The 19212-nt window shown below is 70.0% G+C and carries 6 protein-coding genes and 1 pseudogene; 4 read left to right on the top strand and 3 right to left on the bottom strand.

Annotated features, from left to right (window positions below):
* Positions 1-13 precede the first annotated feature (13 nt).
* From ACLBYD_RS05280 to ACLBYD_RS05265, 4 genes are all read left to right on the top strand, one after another.
* Positions 14-1075: an ATP-binding cassette domain-containing protein gene (locus ACLBYD_RS05280; protein ID WP_447815679.1), complete on the top strand. Its 1062-nt coding sequence runs from the start codon at positions 14-16 to the stop codon at positions 1073-1075.
* Entirely contained in the window at positions 1072-1938 is an 867-nt protein-coding gene (locus tag ACLBYD_RS05275; protein WP_447815678.1) for an ABC transporter permease, read from the top strand. Before ACLBYD_RS05280 ends, ACLBYD_RS05275 begins: the two co-directional genes overlap by 4 nt.
* A gap of 4 nt (positions 1939-1942) precedes the next feature.
* Positions 1943-2824, top strand: a complete 882-nt coding sequence (locus ACLBYD_RS05270; protein WP_447815677.1) for an ABC transporter permease — start codon at positions 1943-1945, stop codon at positions 2822-2824.
* A 100-nt stretch (positions 2825-2924) separates the two neighbouring features.
* The gene (locus ACLBYD_RS05265) at positions 2925-3989 is read left to right on the top strand and encodes an esterase/lipase family protein (protein ID WP_447815676.1); all 1065 of its coding nucleotides are present in this window, start codon (positions 2925-2927) and stop codon (positions 3987-3989) included.
* A 150-nt stretch (positions 3990-4139) separates the two neighbouring features.
* On the opposite strand, the gene ACLBYD_RS05260 is transcribed toward ACLBYD_RS05265, so the two are convergent.
* The 3 genes and pseudogenes from ACLBYD_RS05260 to ACLBYD_RS05250 all read right to left on the bottom strand — a co-directional run.
* Positions 4140-5210: an alpha/beta hydrolase gene (locus ACLBYD_RS05260; RefSeq protein WP_174247007.1), complete on the bottom strand. Its 1071-nt coding sequence runs from the start codon at positions 5208-5210 to the stop codon at positions 4140-4142.
* A gap of 110 nt (positions 5211-5320) precedes the next feature.
* Complete coding sequence (locus tag ACLBYD_RS05255; protein WP_447815675.1) at positions 5321-10483, bottom strand: amino acid adenylation domain-containing protein; 5163 nt, start codon at positions 10481-10483, stop codon at positions 5321-5323.
* A 299-nt stretch (positions 10484-10782) separates the two neighbouring features.
* Positions 10783-18924, bottom strand: a pseudogene (locus ACLBYD_RS05250) (amino acid adenylation domain-containing protein); the annotation flags it as partial.
* Positions 18925-19212: the final 288 nt, after the last annotated feature.

The following is a 19212-nucleotide window of genomic DNA, read 5'->3' as shown; positions in this document are numbered from 1 at the left end:
GGCGGGGTGTGATGTGAGCGATCACGACCAGGCAGTTCTCGTGGAGGACGTCCACAAGTCGTTCGGCGACGTCCACGCACTCGACGGGATCAGCTTCTCTGCACCGCCGGGCCGTGTCCTCGGCATCCTCGGCCCCAACGGCGCCGGCAAGACCACGGTGGTCAAGGTGCTGTCGACACTGTTGCGTCCCACCTCGGGTCGCGCCGTGGTCGCCGGGCACGACGTGGTCGCCGACGCCGCAGCGGTCCGGCGGTCGATCATGATGACCGGCCAGTTCGCCGCGCTCGACGACACCCTCACCGGCCGGGAGAACCTGATCCTGTTCGGCCGCCTGATGGGTCTGGACAAGAAGTCGGCCACCCGGCGCGCCGACGATCTGCTCCGGGAGTTCGATCTCGTCGACGCCGGTCGCCGCCCCGTGAAGGGTTATTCCGGCGGTATGCGCCGACGGGTCGACATCGCGTGCGGCCTCGTGGTCCGTCCCAAGGTGGTCTTCCTCGACGAGCCGACCACCGGTCTCGACCCGCGCAGCCGGCAGGGCGTGTGGTCGCTGGTGGCGGCGCTCAAGGACCAGGGCATCACGGTGCTGCTGACGACGCAGTACCTCGAAGAGGCCGACGTGCTGAGCGACAACATCATCGTCATCGACAAGGGCACCGTGATCGCGGAGGGCACCGCGAACCAGCTGAAGTCCTCCGCGGGTGGCACCCACTGCGAGATCGTTCCGGCCGACCCGCGGGCGATACCCGAGATCCTGAACGCCCTGGACGGCCTTCTCCCCCAGGACGTCCTGGTGGGTACGGTCCCCGACACGGATCGGGTGTCCGTCCCGGCGCCGGACGGCGCCGCGACCCTCACCGAGGTGCTGCGGCGCATCGAACCCCTGGGCATCGAACTCGCCGACATCGGTCTGCGACGTCCCTCGCTCGACGACGTCTTCCTCCGCCTCACCGGGCACTCCGCATCCGCTTCCGACGGCAGCGGACCCACAGACGGTGGCCCCACGGACGGCGGCCCGACAGCGCTGCCCGACGCGGAACGAGCGGAGCCTGCGCCGGCAGGTGAGCGGCCGTGACGGCCCGCACCGACGAGACGGTCCGCGGGACGGAAGCCCCCACGGTCTCGTTCACCGACTCCTCGTCCACCCTTCCCGCACGTCGGGGAGGTGTCCACCGCCGGATCACGCCGTCGGGGGTCGAGCAGTGGTGGGTGCTGACGCTCCGGTCGTTGCGCACGATGGCGCGGTACGGCGAGCTGGTCCTCGCGGTCCTGGCACCGTTCGTCTTCGGTCTCGGCTTCTATCTGCCGCTCAAGTTCGTGATGCAGTTGCAGGGCATCGACTACGCGCAGTTCCTGATGCCCATCATCGTGTTGCAGTCGATGGCATTCACCGCCATCTCCGCGGCGCAGCTGGCAGCGCAGGAGGGCACGACCGGTGTGACCTCGCGTCTGCAGACGATGCCCGTCGCCCCGGTGGCGCCCCTGGCGTCACGGATGACGGCAAGCATGGTGCGGTCGGTCATCTCCTTGGCCGCCGCGATCGGATTCGGTTATCTCATCGGTTTCCGTTTCTCCGCCGGGCCCGGGCAGGCAGCGTTGTTCTGCGCGACCGCCCTGATCATCAGCCTGTTGTTGTGCCTGGGCGCCGACGCGATCGGATGTCTGTCCCGGAGCCCCGAGGCGACAGCGCAGGCGCTGACCCTGCCGCAGCTGATCCTCGGGATGCTCTCGTGCGGTTTCGTGCCCGAGGAGGGATTTCCCGAGTGGATCAGACCGTTCGTCCGCAATCAGCCGATCTCACAGTTCTCCTTCGCGATGCGCGACATGGCCCAGGACGGCGTGACCTGGGAGGTCTTCCGGCCGAGCCTGTTCTGGATGATCGGGCTGGCCGTGATCTGCATCCCGGGCGCCGTGTGGGCCGCGACGAGGCGGGAGTGAGTCGATGAGCGAGACCGTCGAGACGCAGCAGGCGCGGGCCCGATCGCGAGAGCGGGCAGGGACGCCGGGCCGCGCCTTCGCCTATCCCGAACCGGATCGCGTCCGCAGCGAGAGTTCCCTCGGTGCGCTGTGGGAGCACAGCCGCCTGCAGTGCGGTCGGCTGCTGCTCAGGTGGGCCCGTGATCCCGCCACGATGATCCAGGCGCTCATCTATCCGGCGCTCACCCTGGTGATGTTCCGCATCGTGCTCGGCGACAGCATCACCGCCGCGACCGGCTATTCGTCGATCTTCGGCACCGTGCCCATGATCGTGCTCGTCGGCGCGATGTTCGGCTCGGTCGTCAGTGCGGTGGGACTGCGCACCGAACGCGATTCCGGCCTGCTGAGCCGGTTCCACACGCTGCCCGTCCACCGCTCGTCCGGTCTGGTGGGACGATTGATGGCGGAGATGGTGCGCGTGTTCGTCACCTCTCTCGTGATCTTCGCCGCCGGCATGGCGTTGGGTTTCCGGTTCACGCAGGGCATCGGCCCCACCCTGCTCAGCCTCGTGGTCCCGCTGATCTTCGGTCTGGGATTCGCGATGATGGTGACGGCTCTGGCGACCCTGCCGGGACGCACTCCCCTGGTCGAGACCGTCTCGATCCTGTGCACCCTGCTCATGTTCTTCAACTCGGGGTTCGTGCCGGTCATGGCCTATCCGAGCTGGCTGCAACCCGTGGTGGCGAACCAGCCGATGTCCTGCGCGATCGACACCATGCGCTCGCTCGCGATGGGTGGTCCGATCGCGGAACCGTTCCTGAAGACCGTCCTGTGGTCGGCCGGGATGGTGGCGATCTTCGTGGTCCCCGCCGTCGTCGGATACCGGCGCTCGGCCGAGCAGAATTGATCTTCCACTCTCCGGACCACACCGCGACCTGCTGTTACGCTGTCCCGCGATCCCGACCCGTGTGAACGCCGTACCCAGAGCGTTCGCCGAGGAGTTTCGTATGTTCCGTTTTCGTCGCAGCACACTCGTGTCCGGCGTCGCCGTCCTCGCCGTCTCCGCATCGGCACTCGTCGCGCCGGCGATCTCGGCAGCCGATCCGATCCCGGCCGACCGGCGGGATGCCGATCCGGCGGCCACCGCCCCCGCTCCCGTACCGCTCCCCACCTCGGCGGATGCGCCGGACAGTCGCCTCGCTGCCCTGCTGAGCACGATGGGCCAGGGCGTCGACGGTGCGAACGACCTCGGGTGTGTGCCGTCGCCGGAGCATCCACGTCCGGTCGTCCTCGTGCACGGCACCGGGGCGGGCATGTACCCGACATGGACCTATGTCGCGCCCGAACTCGAACGGCTCGGGTACTGCGTCTACGCGTTGAACTACGGCGCCGCGCAGGGATATCTCGATCCCGATCGCACGGTGTGGGGCGTGTCGAACATAGAGAGGTCCGCCGAGGAACTCGGAACGTTCGTCGACGCGGTCCTCGAGCACACCGGCGCCGGGCAGGTCGATCTCGTCGGTCACTCCCAGGGTGGGGTCGTCTCCCGCCAGTACCTCAAGTTCGAGGGCGGCGCGAACCCGGCCGATCCTGCCCTCAACCGCGTCCGGAATCTCGTGATGCTGGGTGCGACCAACCACGGCACCACCTTCAACGGTCTCCAGCAGCTCTACACGGTGCTCGCCGTACTCGGCCTGACGAACGGCAGCGATGCGGTGGCCGAGCTGTTGTTCCGCGGCACCGATCTCGGTGCCGCCGGCCAGCAGCAGTTGATCGGCTCGCGCATGCTCAGCAATCTCAACAAGGACGGCGATACCCGTCCCGGCGTGACGTACACGTCGATCGCCACGCGCTACGACCAGATCGTCACGCCACCGGAGAGCTCGTTCCTGCGGCCCGGACCGGGCGCCGAGGTCCGCAACGTGTGGGTCCAGGACGGCTGCCCGAGTTCCCCCGCCGACCACTCCACGATTCTCATGCGACCCGAATCGCTCCACCTGGTCAAGGCCGCCCTCGACCCCGACTACGCGGCCGGCAACTCCGTGCCGTGCCCGGCGCCCGAGGCCGAATAGCGCCGTCGCACCTCGGTCGACCGTCGAACACCGACCGTCGAACACCGAACGTCGAACACCGAACGCAGAAGGCCCCTACCGCNCTACGAGCGGTAGGGGCTTTCGCTACGAGCGGTAGGGGCTTTCTGCTGTGCTCTGTGGCCGAGCCTGTCAGTCCGAGAGACCGAGGGCCTTTTCGAGGACGGGCCACGAATCCTTCAGGTCGTCCTGCCAGTAACCCCACGAGTGGGTGCCGGAGTCGCGGAAGTTGTAGGTGGCGGGGATGCCCAGCTGGTCGAGGCGGCCACGGAGGTTGTGCGTGCAGTAGTTGGTCGCAGCCTCGATGACACCGCCGACGACGATCTGGTTGGCGAGCACGTCGACCTCACCGTCGATCTGCGGGCCGTTCAGGGTGTCGTGGACACCCGGCAGTCCGGTGCCGTTGGAGATGTACAGATCGAGCCCGCGCAGCTCCTCGGCGTGCACGTAGGGGTCGTTCTCGACCCAGGCCGGATCATTGAGCTCGCCCCACATGTTGCGGGTGTCGCCGCCACCCCAGGTCTCGACGACGAGCTTGACGAACTGCTGACCGATCGGGTCGGAGGTCTGCGCGCATCCGCTGTAGGCCGCCACGCCCTGGTACAGGCCGGGAGCAGCGATGGGCAGCTGCAAAACGGACGTACCCGAGGACGACAGACCGGCGATCGCGTTGACGCCGTTGGTGCCGAGCGCGGCGTCGATGAGCGGCGGGATCTCCTTCGTCAGGAAGGTCTCCCACTTGTTGACGCCGAGCTCCGGGTCCTCGTTCTTCCAGTCGGTGTAGTAGCTCCACTTGCCGCCGACCGGCGAGACGACGTTGACGTTCTTGTCCTTGAAGAACTCGATCGCGTCGGTACGGAAGCGCCAGGTCGCGCTGTCCTCGCCGCCGCCGGCGCCGTTGAGGAGGTACAGCGTCGGGCGCGGTTCGCTCGTGTCGGCCGGACGCCAGACGTCGAGCAGGATCTCCTTGTCCATCGAAGCGGAGTACACGTAGACCAGCAGCTGCTGCTCGCCGTAGTTCTCGATACGGGTGATCTTCGAGCCGTTCTCGCTGGTCACCGATTCGATCGGCTGAAGCGTGTCCGCGACCGGGTCCGCCCCGGCGGTCACGCCGCCGAAGAACAACGGCAGGGCGACGACCGCCGCGGAGACCGCAGCGAACCTCACCTTCCGAGCTCGCGTCCTCGACTGGACAACCTTCATTCCGACAACCTCCTCAGACCCGCTTCCGGGCGTGGGCTACAGACCTCGGGCGGGGCCGAGGCGCGCCGTCCGGCGCAGCACAACGTGTATCGACGAATCGTTCGTGCACATTACCGCGACCGACGGTCTCCTCCACTTTCGGCGACCACCCGTGTGGCGGCGTCGAGCGCCGGCGCGATGATCTCGATGGCGGACGGCTCCATCATCTCGCCGTGCGCACCCGGCACGAACCGGGTCCGGATACGGCCCGACACGAACGGTCGCCACAGATCTGCGGCGTCCGCCTCCGTCGGGTGCTCCTCCGTCGCACTGAAGAACTCCATGTCGCCGGCGAACACCTCAGGGTCGTGACCGTTGATCAGTTCGGGCGAGGTCACGGCCGCGGAGAACAGGCCCTGCACCCGCTCCACGTCGAGGTCGATCAACCCGTCCGGCACGGCCCGGACCAGTGCTTCCGCAGCTTCGTGCGGAAGACCGCCGTCGAGTGCGGTGGTGTCCACGGAGACGCCGAAGGCACGCAGGTTCTCCGCGAGTTCGGTCGCGAACCGGTCGGTGTCGATCCGCGGGATGCTGTCGATGAGGGCGAGGCCCTCGACCTGCAGTCCGCGTGCCTGCAACTCGACCGCGACGGCGTGCGCGAGCACACCGCCGAGCGACCACCCGATGAGGCGGTATCGGCCGCCGGGTGCGGCGGCGACGATCTCGTCCGTGTACCTCCGCGCCAGATCGGCGAGCGAGGACGCGACGAAGCCGGGTTCGCTCAGGGCCGGCGTCTGTACGCCGTACACCGCGCTGCTCGTCGCGAGTCGCGCTGCCAGAGGCGCATACGGCCAGGCCAGTCCGATCATCGGGTGGAAGCAGAAGACCGGTGTCGTCGCATCGCCCGGACGCAGCGTGACGAGCACGTCCGACGCCGCGTTCCCGGTCCCTGCGGAATCGACGTCCGCTCCGTCCACGGCCGCGGTGAGCCGCGACGCGAGAGCCTCGACAGCCGGCGTCTCCAGCAGCCACGGGACGCGGACCTGCAGTCCGGTCTCGTCGCGCAGCCTCGCGACCACCTGGGTGGCCACGAGGGAGTTGCCGCCGAGGTCGAAGAAGTCGTCGTCGAGACCGACCTGCTCGGCGTCGAGGGCGTCGGCGTACACCCGCGCGACGATCTCCTCGAGGTGGGTACGCGGAGCGCGGTACGGGCGGGTCCGTGTCTCCGGTTCCGGCAACGCCGCGCGGTCGAGCTTCCCGACGTGCGTCAGCGGCACGGCGTCGAGCACGACGATGTCGTCGGGAACCATGTGCTGCGGCAACGCTCGGGCAGCCGCGCGGAGCAGCTCGTTCGTGTCGACGACGTGACCGGCCGTCGCGGTCACGTACGAGACGAGGCGGACACTGCCGGTGTCGTACCGGCGGGCGACGGTGACGGCGAAGTCCACGCTCGGCTCGCGTCGCAGCACGGCGTCGATCTCGTCGAGTTCGATGCGGAAGCCGCGTACCTTCACTTGGAAGTCCGACCGTCCCACATAGGCGATCTTCCCGTCGTCGGTCCAGCGGACCACGTCGCCGGTGCGGTAGAGACGTCCACCGGATCCGAACGGATCGGCGACGAAGCGCTCCGCCGTGAGACCGGGCCTGCGGTGATATCCGCGTGCGATCTGCACTCCCGACATGTACAGCTCGCCGGGCACGCCGACCGGCACCGGCCGCAGACGCCTGTCGAGCACGAGCGCGCGGACGCCCCGGATCGGTCCTCCGATCGTGATCGGATCCCCCGGCGCCAACGGTTCGCTGATCGTGGTCACGATCGTGGTCTCCGTCGGACCGTAGACGTTGTGGAACGCTCGTCCGGGCGCCCAGCGCGCGACCAGTTCCGGCGGCACGGCCTCGCCGCCGGCGGCGAGTACCCGGAGCCCGTCGAGCCCCTCCGGATCGAGGGTGGCGACCGCCGCGGAGGTGATGAACGCGTGCGTCACGCGCTCAACCCTGATCAGCTCTGCGAGCTCGCTGCCTCCGTAGATACCCGGGGACGCGACGACGAGGGTGCCGCCCCCGCCCACGGCGAGGAGCAGTTCGAGCATGGAGGCGTCGAAACTCGGCGACGCGAAGTGCAGCGCCCGGGTGTCGGCGTCCAGACCGTAGTGCTCACGTTGCGCCGCAGTGAAATTCGCCAGTCCGGAGTTCGACACCACGACACCCTTCGGAAGGCCCGTGGACCCCGAGGTGTAGATGACGTAGGCGGTGTTGTCCGCTCGGACCGGACGGACCCTCTCGTGCGCGGCGAACGGTTCGTCGGACAGGGCCTCCAGCTCGGTGAGCGTCGCGGGATCGGTCACGTCGACCCACTGCACGTCGCCGGGCAGCCGGTCCCGCTCGGCCGAGACGGTGAGGCCGAGGACGGCTCCCGAGTCGGAGAGCATGTGGGCGACACGGTCGGCCGGGTAGTTCGGGTCGACCGGCACGTAGGCGGCACCGGCGCGGGCGACCGCCCACACGGCGATGATCGAGTCGAACGACCGCGTCAGTCCGAGCGCGACCACGTCCTCCGTCCCGACGCCTCGGCCGACGAGCAGCCTCGCCAGTCGCGACGACCGGGCGTCGAGTTCGGCGTAGGTCAGCGAGCGTCCGTCGTGGACGACCGCGACGCCGTCGGGGTTGCGGGCAGCGGTCTCCGCGAGCAGATCACCGAGCGGCACCGCGGGCAGCGCGGGTCCGCCCCACCGGTCGGCGAGGTCCTCGATCTCGGCCACGTCGAGATACGGCAGCGAGCCCACCGAGGAGCCGGGATCGGCGACGAGCGCATCGAGGATGCGGACGTACCTGCCGGCCAGCGTCGCCACGTCCTCCGCGGCCAGGATGTCGCTGCGGTACTTGAACGCGAGCGTCAACGCTTCCTCGGAGGTGACGACGGCCGTGAGCGGATAGTGCGTCGCGTCCCGGGCGTTGACGCCCGCGACGACGAGGCCGTCGATCGATCCCGCGGCCTCGATCCCGCTGCGGTCGACCGGATAGGACTCGTACACGAGCAGCGTGTCGAACAGCGCTCCCGTACCGGCACGCTGCTGGATCTCGGCAAGCCCGACGTGATGGTGATCGAGCAGTTCGGCCTGCTCGCCCTGGATGCGGCGGAGCAGATCGTACCCGGTCTCACCGGCGCCGAGGCGCACCCGCACCGGAAGGGTGTTGATGAACAGTCCCACCATCGCCTCGACGCCGGGAAGGTCCGCGGGTCGGCCCGACACGGTGGTGCCGAACACGATGTCGTCGCGGTCGGTCGTGCGGGCCAACAGGACGGCCCAGGCGCCCTGCAGCACGGTGTTGACCGTGACGCCGAGCCGCGTGGCCGTGTCCGTGAGGAGGTCGGACCGTTCACGACCGAGGTCGATCCGGTGTTCCTCCGGGGTGCCGCCCGTGCCGTCGGTGTTGCCCCCGGCCAGCAGGGTGGGCTCCTCGATCCCGTCGAGCGAGCGCATCCACGCTTCGACGGAGGCCTCGTGGTCGCGGCGTGCGAGCCACTCGAGATACGCCCGGTAGGACGGTGCCCGGCCGAGGACGCCCGCGTCGCCGCGGGTCGCGTAGAGCACCAGCAGGTCCTTCATCAACAGCGGCATCGACCAGCCGTCGAGCAGGATGTGGTGACTCGTGACGGCGAGGGTCCAGCTGTCGTCACCCGTGCGGACGAGGACGAAGCGGATCAGCGGCGGCTCGGCCATGTCGAACGCGACGGCCTGTTCCGCTCGCAGCACGTCGGCGAGTACTGCGGAGTCCTCGCCCCGGATGTCGACCTCGCGCCACGGCAGGGTGACCTCGTCGACGACGACCTGGACGGGGATGCCCGATTCGCTCGCGACGAATGCCGTGCGGAGGTTCGGGTAGCGCCCCAGCAGCGCGTCCGCCGCCGCGCGCAGCCGCTGCGCGTCGACCACTCCCGCGAGGTGCACGAGCACCTGCGTGCTGTAGGCGTCGGAGTGCCCCTCCGCCAGGAGTGCGTGGTAGAGCAGGCCGGCCTGGAGCGGAGCAAGCGGCCAGGCGTCCGCCGCCCCGCGGTACCGCGACTCCCACAGGTCGATGTCGCGTTGGGTGACGTCGACCAGCGACAGGTCGGACGGGGTCCGTCCCCCGGCCTCCGGGCGCGTGGCGTGCGCCGCGAGGGCTTCGAGTGCACGCACCCAGCGCTGTGCGAGGTCCTCGACGTCGGCGCGGTCGAGCAGACCGGACGCGTACCCGAAGTTCGCTCCGAGTTCGCCTCCGAGGACGACGGCGTTGATGTCGACGGCGGCGAGGGCCGGTGCGTCGGGATCATCGGTTCCGGACAGGTCCCCGAGGTCGCCGGCGGGCAGCCACCCGAGTTCCGGCACCCGGTCGGTCGAGACCTCACCGGCGTCGAGCCGACCGAGATAGTTGAAGCTGATCTGCCCGGCGCGCGTCGTGGCGAGACGAGCGGACGTCTCGGGGTTGCAGTACCGGAGCAGGCCGTAGCCGATGCCCTTGTCGGGGACGCGGCGGAGATCCTCCTTGACCGCCTTGAGCGCCGCACCCGCGCTCGCACCACCGGCCGCCGCGTCGTCGAGGTCGACGTCGGACAGGTCGAGCCGCACGGGGAACATCGTCGTGAACCAGCCGACGGTGCGCGAGAGGTCCGAGCCCGGGACGACGTCCTCCTCGCGGCCGTGACCCTCGAGACGGATCAGTGCCGACCGCACGTCCGTGCCCCGCGCCCGACGCCACTCGGCCAGGGCCAGTGCGAGACCCGTGAGCAGCACGTCGTTGACCGAGCCGTGGTAGAGCTCGGGCAGGGTGGTCAGCAGTGTCTCGGTGGTCGCCGCGTCGACCCGGACCGGCACCTTCACGACCGTCGACGCCAGGTCGACCGAGGGGTCGAACGGGCGGTCGCCGAGCAGCGGGTCGGGTCCGTCGAGAACGGACGTCCACAGCGGCAGCTCCGTCACGCGTCCGGCGGCGCCGTCGACGAGGGCGTGGGCCCAGGTGCGGAACGACGTGCCGACAGGCTGGAGGGCGGGCTGCTGCCCGTGATCGATCTGGGCCCACGCGGTGACGAAGTCGGGCACCAGGATGCGCCACGACACCCCGTCGACGACGAGGTGGTGCGCCACCACGATCAGCCGGCCGGTCCGTGTCGCCCCGGCAGCGGGGTCGAGCCAGACGAACTGCGTGACGATGCCCTGCGCCGGAGCGAGACGCCCCTCGGCAGCGTCGAGTTCGCGCGCGGCGATCTCGACCCACTGCTCGTCGCCGGCATCCGCGGGAACCTCGACGCGCGTCACGNCACGAGCGCGTCGACGTCGACACTTCCCGGCGCGGAGGTCGACAGCACCCAATCACCGGAACCGTTGTCCCGCAAGCATGCCCGGAGCATGTCGTGCCGGTCCACCACGGCGGCGATCGTCGCCACGACGTCGCTGCGTCCGATACCGGCGGGCAGTTCGAGTGCGATGGTCTGCGTGTAGCGGTCGAAACCGCCGCCACGCTCGACCATGTACCGCACGATCGGGGTGAGCGGGATCTCGCCGACGCCGTCGCCCTCGAGTTCGCGCAGCACCGGTTCGGATCCCGTTCCGGCGCGTGCCACTTCGGCGAGACCGGCCACCGTGCGCTGCTCGAACACCTCGCGCGGGGTGAACACGACGCCGCGCGCCTTCGCCCGGGACACCAGCTGGATCGACACGATGCTGTCGCCGCCGAGGGCGAAGAACGAGTCGTCGATGCCGACCCGCTCGAGACCGAGCACGTCGGCGAAGACCTCGGCGATGGCCTCCTCGGTGGGTGTCCGCGGCGCCCGGAACTCGCGGTCGCTGGTGAACACCGGCGCGGGGAGCGACCTGCGGTCGAGCTTGCCGTTCGGGGTCAGCGGCAACTCGTCGAGCACGAGCACCGCGTCGGGAACCATGTAGCCGGTGAGGAACTCACCCACCCGCTCGAGCACCTCGGACGGGGCGACCGTGTGCCCGGCCCGCGGCACGACATAACCGACGAGCTTCTCCCCCGTGTGCTCGTCCGCCCACACGGACGCGACGGCGTGCGCGACACCCTCCACACCGGTCAGTGCCGCCTCGATCTCGCCGAGTTCGATGCGGAAGCCACGCAGCTGCACCTGCAGGTCGCTGCGACCGGCGTATTCGAGTTGCCCGCGCGGGTTCCATCGGGCGACGTCACCGGTGCGGTACATGCGCGAGCCAGGCGCACCGTAGGGATCGGCGACGAACCGCCCGGAGGTCAGCTCGGCACGTCCGAGATAGCCGCGTGCGAGCTGGCCACCGCGGACGTAGATCTCGCCGGGCACGCCCACCGGGACGGGTTGCAGACGGGCATCGAGCACGTAGATGCCGAGGCCGGGGATCGCGCGGCCGACGGTGCTCACCGGGTTGTCGACGTCGGCGGAGGACAGTTCGAGATGCGAGACGTGCACGGTGGTCTCGGTGATGCCGTACATGTTGACCAGGCGCGGCGCTCGCCCTGAGTCCCCGTGCCGCCGATACCAGCCGGCCAGGCGACGCAGATCGAGTGCCTCGCCACCGAACACGACGTACCGCAGGGACAGCGGCTGCGCATCCGGATCCTGCTCGGCCGCGACGGCGTCCGCCTCGGCGAGCTGGTAGAAGGCCGACGGGGTCTGGTTGAGCACCGTGACCTTCTCGCGCCGCAGGAGGGCGTGGAAGTCCTCCGGGGAGCGGGAGGTGTGGTAGTCGACGACCACGAGGCGACCACCGTGGAGCAACGGGCCCCACAGTTCCCACACGGAGAAATCGAAGGCGTAGGAGTGGAACAGGGTCCACACGTCGTCGGCGTCGAATCCGAATGCGGGCGCGGTGTTCTCGAACAGTTCGAGCACCGTGCGGTGCGGGATCTGCACACCCTTGGGCCGGCCCGTGGAGCCGGAGGTGTAGATGACGTAGGCGAGGTTGTCGCTGCGCAGCGGTGCCGCGCGCTCGTCGTCGGAGAGCGGATCGGCCGACCGCGTCGACAGGTCGAGCCGTTCGAGGTCGATCACCGGGACATCGGTGGCGGGCAGCGCGTCCGGCTCCCCCGCCACGAGCACACACACCGGCGCCGCGTCCTCGAGCATGAAGGTCAGACGCTCGGCCGGGTAGGTGAGGTCGATCGGCAGATAGCCACCGCCGGCCTGTTGCACCGCGAGCAGCGCGACGACGAGTTCCTCCGTGCGCGGCAACGCGACTCCGACGAGTGTGTCGGGACGGACACCGCGGTCGACGAGTTCGCGCGCGAGGCGGTTGACCCGCGCGGACAGTTCGGCGTAGGTGAGCTGCCGGTCGCCGAAGGTCACGGCGACCGAATCCGGATGCGCCTCGGCGGCCTCGCGGAATCGGTCCACGAGCGTGACGTCGGGGACGCGGGTGCCGGGCTCGTTCCACGCCTCGAGCACCTCGGTGCGCTCGGCCGGGTCGAGCAGCGGGACGTCGCCGATCACGGACTCGGGATCCGTCGCCACCGCGGCGAGCATCCGGCCGAGACGGTCGCCGAAGAGGCGCATGGTCGCCTCGTCGAACAGGTCGACGGCGTAGGTCAGTACGACGTCGAGGCCGCCGGGAGTGCCGTCCGCGTCGAATCTCTCGACGACGGTGACCTGCAGGTCGAACTTGGCGTGGGCGACCGGGACGTCGAAGCCTTCGACGGCCAGGCCCGGCAGTTCGAAGCGGGACTGCCCGAGATTCTGGAAGGTCAGGGCGACCTGGAACAACGGGTGGCGTGCCTGCGATCGTTCCGGGTCGAGGACCTCTACGAGCCGTTCGAACGGCAGGTCGGCGTGCCCGAACGCGCCGAGGTCGCTCTCGCGCACCCGTCCGAGGAGATCGGCGAAGGTGTCGGCGGGGCGCACCTCGCTCCGCAGTACGAGCGTGTTGACGAACATGCCGATCATGTCGTCGAGCAGTTGCTCACCGCGTCCGGCGATGGGGGCGCCGATCACGACGTCCTCGGTGCCCGACAGCCGAGCGAGGACGGCCGCCAGGGCGCTGTGGAAGACCATGAACAGCGACGCGCCGCGCTCCCGCGCGAGACGGTCGAGTGCCGCGTGCGTCCGCGCGTCGATCTCCACTGCGGTGTTCGCACCCCGGCCCGAGGCGACCGCCGGCCGCGGACGATCGGCGGGCAGGTCGATCTGCTCCGGGATGCCCTTCAGGGCGTCGCGCCAGTAGGCGAGCTGGCGGGCGATGGGCGACTCCGGATCGTCCTCGGAGCCGAGCACCTCCCGCTGCCACAGGGTGTAGTCGACGTACTGGACCGGAAGCGGCGACCAGTTCGGCTGCAGCCCTTCGGTTCTGGCGCTATAGGCGACCATGACGTCGCGGGCGAGGGGGCCCATCGAGAAGCCGTCGCCGCTGATGTGGTGGAGCACCACGACGAGCACGTGGTCGTCGGCGGCGACCCGCAGCAGCCGGATCCGGAGCGGAACCTCCGCGGTGACGTCGAAACCGGCGTCGAGGATCGCGGCGACCTCGTCCAGGATGTCGGCGGGATCGACCTCGGACGGTTCGATGTCGGAAACGACGGACGTCGCCGGGAGGACGACCTGGTGGGCGATGCCGTCGGTCTCCGGGTAGACGGTCCGCAGGGATTCGTGCCGCAGCACCACGTCGCCGACCGCGCCGCGCAGGGCGTCGAGATCCAGCGATCCGCGCAGCCGGATCACGAGCGGCAGGTTGTTCACCGCCGAGTCCGGTTCGAACCGGTTGAGGAACCACATCCGCTGCTGTGCCAGCGAGAGCGGCACGTGGTCGGGCCGGGGGCGTGCCGTGAGCGGGACGGCTGCGGTACCGGCCGCCGACGACTCGATGTGGGCCGCGAGGGATTCGACCACGGGATGTTCGAAGAGCGACCGAACCGCGACGCGCGTGCCGAGGGCGGCACCGAGCCGCGCGGCGACCTGCGTGGCGACGAGCGAGTTGCCGCCGAGGTCGAAGAAGTGGTCGTCGCGTCCGACCCGCTCGACGCCGAGGACGTCGGCGTAGACGTTCGCGACGATCTCCTCGATCGGGGTGCGGGGAGCGCGGAATTCGCGGACCTCGAAGACGGGTTCCGGCAGGGCCTTGCGATCGAGCTTGCCGCTGGTGTTGAGCGGGAACGCGTCGAGCACGACGACCGCCGACGGCACCATGTACGACGGCAGGACGCTGCGCACGGCGTCGAGCAGCACCGCCTTGTCGACGGTGTGCCCGGGTGCCGGCACGACGTAGGCGACCAGCTGCTCACCGGTCGGTGTCGGCACGACGAGCGCGACGGCCTGGCTCACCTCGGCCCGGCCGAGCAACGCCGTCTCGATCTCGCCGAGTTCGATGCGCTGACCGCGGAACTTGACCTGGAAGTCGGTGCGGCCGAGATAGTCCAGGACGAGGGCACCGTCGGCGGTGCGGCGCCACCGCACGAGATCGCCGGTGCGGTACATCCTGCTCCCCCGCGCCCCGAGGGGGCTCGCGACGAACCGGTCGGACGTGAGGTCGGGGCGCTTCTCGTAGCCGCGCGCGAGTTGCACGCCGCCGAGATACAGTTCGCCCGGCGTTCCCACGGGGGTGGGACGCAGACGCGAATCCAGCACGTACACCTGCACGTTCGCTTCGGGAACGCCGATCGGCACAGAATGGTCGCCGTCCTCGGCGGGCCAGTAGGTCGCCGAGACCGCGGCCTCGGTGGGGCCGTAGAGGTTGTGGACCGCCGCGTCACCGAGACGCCGGAAGGCCGTCACGGTCTCCGGCGGCAGGGCCTCGCCGATGACGAAGACGTGGCGCAGGCCGGCGCAGCTGCCCGCCGGGGCGTGGGCGGCGAAGACGGTGAGCATGGACGGGACGAAGTCGGTGAGCGTGACGCCGTAGCGGACGATCGCGTCGGCCACGTACGCCGGGTCGCGGTGACCGTCGTGGGTCGCGACGACGAGCGTTCCGCCGGTGCGCAGCGGCAGGAAGTAGCCCCACAGCGACACGTCGAAGGTCGTGGCGGTCTTCTGCAGGTACACGTCGTCGGCCGAGAGGTCGTACTCCGCGGCCATCCACTCGAGTTGGTTGACGATCGCCTCGTGCGGGACGGACACACCCTTCGGGCGCCCGGTGGATCCGGACGTGAAGATCACGTAGGCCGGCGAGGCGGCCTGGACGGTGCCCCGCAGTTCGTCCTCGCGTACGGGCTCGGCCGGATGATCGGGCAGAGCCGGGTCGTCGACGACGATCGTGTCGACACCGGCCGGGAGATCCTCTGCGTCCGCGGTGGTGCTGAGCACGCACACCGGTCCTGCGGTGTCGAGGATGTGGCCGATCCGGTCGGCCGGGTGATCGGGGTCGAGCGGCACGTAGGCGCCACCCGCCGTGACGACCGCGTACATGGCGACGACCAGGTCGATCGAGCGCCGGATGCCCAGCGCGACGAGCGATTCGGGTCCGACGCCGACCGAGATCAGGTGACGGGCGAGGCGGTTGACCCGCGCGTCGAACTCCGCATAGGTGAGCGCGTCGTCGCCGAAGACGACCGCCGTGGCGTCCGGAGTCGAGGCGACCTGCGTGCGGTAGCGCGAGAGCAGGGTCTGCGCGGCGACCGGACGCTCGGTGGCGTTCACCTCGACGGTGAGCGTCTGCTGCTCCGGCGCGGCCAGCAGGTCGACGTCGCCGACGACCGTGTCGACGTCGCCGGTGAGCGCTTCGAGGACGGTCACGAGGCGGACGGCGAGCGACCGCACCGTCGTTTCGTCGAAAAGGTCCGTGGCGTAGGTGAACTGGGCGCCCATACCGACGGGACGTCCCTCGACCTCCCGCGGTCCGACGGTGAGCTGCAGGTCGAACTTGGCGATGCTGCCGCCCAGATCCACCGGCTCGACGTCCAGTCCGGGCAGGGCGAGTTCGGGTTGCTCCATGTTCTGGAAGAACAGGGCAACCTGGAAGAGCGGGTGGTGACCGGCGGAACGAACGGGGTCGAGGACCTCCACGAGCCGCTCGAAGGGCAGGTCGGCGTGGGCGAACGCGTCGATGTCCGAGGCGCGGACCTCGCGCAGGACGTCGGCGAACGTCCGCTCGGCAGTGACGGTGGTCCGCAGCACGAGCGTGTTGACGAACATGCCGATCAGATCGTCGAGCGCCTGCTCGCCGCGGCCCGCGACGGGAGTGCCGATCGCGATGTCGCTCGCACCCGAGATCCGGGACAGCAGAACGGCGAAAGCGGCGTGGACGACCATGAACGGCGAACATCCCGCGGCCCGGCCGAGTTCGACGACGGCCTCGTGCAGAGCCGGCTCGATCTCGAACTCGACGGTGGCACCGCGACCCGACGCCTCGACCGGGCGGGGCCGGTCGGTGGGCAGTTCGAGACGATCCGGCAGATCGGCGAGAACGGAAGTCCAGTAGGCGATCTCCTTCGAGACCGTCGATTCCGGATCGTCCTCGTCGCCGAGGACGGCCCGCTGCCACAGCGTGTAGTCCGCGTACTGCACGGCCAGCGGTTCCCAACCGGGCGCTGTGCCCGACGTGCGTGCGAGGTAGGCGGTGACCAGGTCGCGCACGAACGGCCCGATGGAGGTGCCGTCGGCGGCGATGTGGTGGACGACGATGATCAGGACGTGTTCGTCCTCCACGGACGCGGCCTCGACGCCGTCGCGCGAGATGCGCAGCAGTTCGAGGCGCAGCGGGACCTCGGCGGTGACGTCGAATCCGGTCGTCACCGCGCGCACCACGCGGTCGTGCACCTCGGTCTCCGTGACGCCCTCGGCGCGCAGCGCCGGTGTCGCCTGCGAGGCGGGCAGGATCAGCTGGCTGCCCACACCGTCGTGGTCCGGGTAGACGGTCCGGAGCGTCTCGTGGCGTTCGACGAGGTCGGCGACCGCGGCGCCGAGCGCATCGGTGTCGAGTGTCCCGCGCAGCCGCAGCGCGACGGGGATGTTGTTCGCGGCCGAGGCGGTGTCGAACCGGCTCAGGAACCACATGCGCTGCTGCGCGAGGGAGAGGGGGATCGTCTCGGGGCGCGGCCCGGCCACGAGGGGGATCCGGTCGTCACCGGTGAGGGGTTCGACCAGCGCCGCGAGCTGCGCGACCGTCGAACCCTCGAAGAGCAGACGGGCGGGCACCCGCACGCCGAGGCGCTCGCTCAGCCGTGCCGCCACCCGCGTGGCGACCAGCGAGTTGCCGCCGAGATCGAAGAAGTCGTCGTCGAGGCCGACCCGCGTGGAGTCGAGTCCCAGCACGTCGGCGAACACCGCGGCGATGGCGATCTCGGTGCCGGTTTCCGGGGTCCGGAACTCGGTGACGATCGGCCCCGGATCGGGCAGTGCGTCGCGGTCGAGCTTGCCGGTGGGCGAGAGCGGGATCTCGTCGATCGGCACGATCGCCGAGGGCACCATGTGGGCAGGGAGCCGCTCGGCGGCCAGGGCCGACAGTTCCTGCGGGTCGACGGTTGCGCCGGGGGCCGCGTGCACGTACGCGACCAGCTGTGCCTGCCCGGACTGGCCCGTCCGCGCGAGCGTCGCCGCGAAGTCCACTGCCGGCGAGGAGGCCAGCACGGCGTCGATCTCGCCGAGCTCGATGCGGAAGCCGCGAACCTTGACCTGGAAGTCGTTCCGGCCGATGTAGACGATGGGCGATGCGGCATCCCGGGGTCCGCGGACGAGGTCGCCGGAACGGTACATCCGCGTGCCGCCGGGGGCCGCAACGAACCGGGCGGCGGTCAGCTCCGGCCGGCGGTGGTATCCGCGGGCCACGCCCGGACCCGACAGGTAGAGCTCGCCCGTCACCCCGGCCGGAACGGCGTGCAGTCGTGTGTCCAGCACGTGCGCGGTGGTGTTCCGGATGGGCGCACCGATCGTGATCTGCTCACCCGGAACCAGCGGGTCCGAGATGTTGGTCATGATGGTCGTCTCGGTCGGACCGTAGCCGTTGAAGAACCGCCGTCCCGGCGCCCACCGCTCCACCAGGTCCGGAGGGCACGCCTCACCGCCGACGACGATGCAGTCGAGCACGTCCAGACCCGTCGGGTCGACCGAGGCCAACGCGGCCGGGGTGACGAAGGCGTGCGTGACCTGCTGTCGCACAACGAGTTCGGCGAACTCCACGCCGCCGTACACGGAGGTCGGGGCGATCACCATAGTCGACGAGACGCCGATCGCCAGCAACAGTTCGAGGATCGAGGCATCGAAGCTCGGGGACGCGAAGTGCAGCGTGCGCGAATCGGAGGTCAGGGCGTACCGCTCCACCTGCTCGGTGCAGAAGTTCCCCAGACCCGAATGGGTCACGACGACGCCCTTCGGACGTCCCGTCGACCCCGAGGTGTAGATGATGTAGGCCGTGTTCTCGACCCGCAGCGTCCGTACCCGTTCGTCGAACGAGACGGGCTCGGACGGAAGATCCGCGAGCTGCTGCGCGATCGCGGGGTCGTCGAGTGCGATCCATCGGGTCGCGGAGGGCAGGGCGGGTGCGTTCTCGGCGAGGGTGAGGCCGAGTGCCGCGCCGGAGTCGACCGTCATGTGCTCGACCCGGTCGGCGGGATAGTTCGGGTCGACGGGCACGAAGGCGGCACCGGTCTTCGCGACCGCCCAGGTGGCGAGCACCGATTCGATCGACCGGGCGATCGCGAGTGCGACGACGTCCTCGGGACCGACACCGAGGCCGATCAGATACCGCGCGAGTCGCGACGATGCTTCGTCGAGCTGGGCGTAGGTGAGCGAACGGTCGTCCTCGACCACTGCGGTCGCGGAGGGGTCGCGTTCGACGGCCGCGGTGATCAGCTGGGGAAGCAGCGCGCCCCTGGCTCCGCGACGCTCGGGACGTCTGCGTGGCCGTCGCCGCTCGGCTGCCGCGGATCGGGGGTCGCCGGAGGCTCCACCGTTCCCCTCGGCCCCCTGCTCGCCGACCTTACGCAAGGCTTCACTCACCACTGGTCCCGATCCCTCGTACGTCCCGTTCCGGCCGCGGCCACCCGGTTGTTACCGGGCAGTCATGTGCCCATTAGAGCATCGGCGGCCGGGGAGCCATGTTACGGCCGTGGACGCGCACGCCACGGTGGGACGACC

The organism is Rhodococcus sp. C26F, from assembly GCF_053345925.1.
The sequence above is the reverse complement of the archived record's forward strand: the minus strand, read 5'-3'. Positions and strand labels throughout refer to the sequence as shown.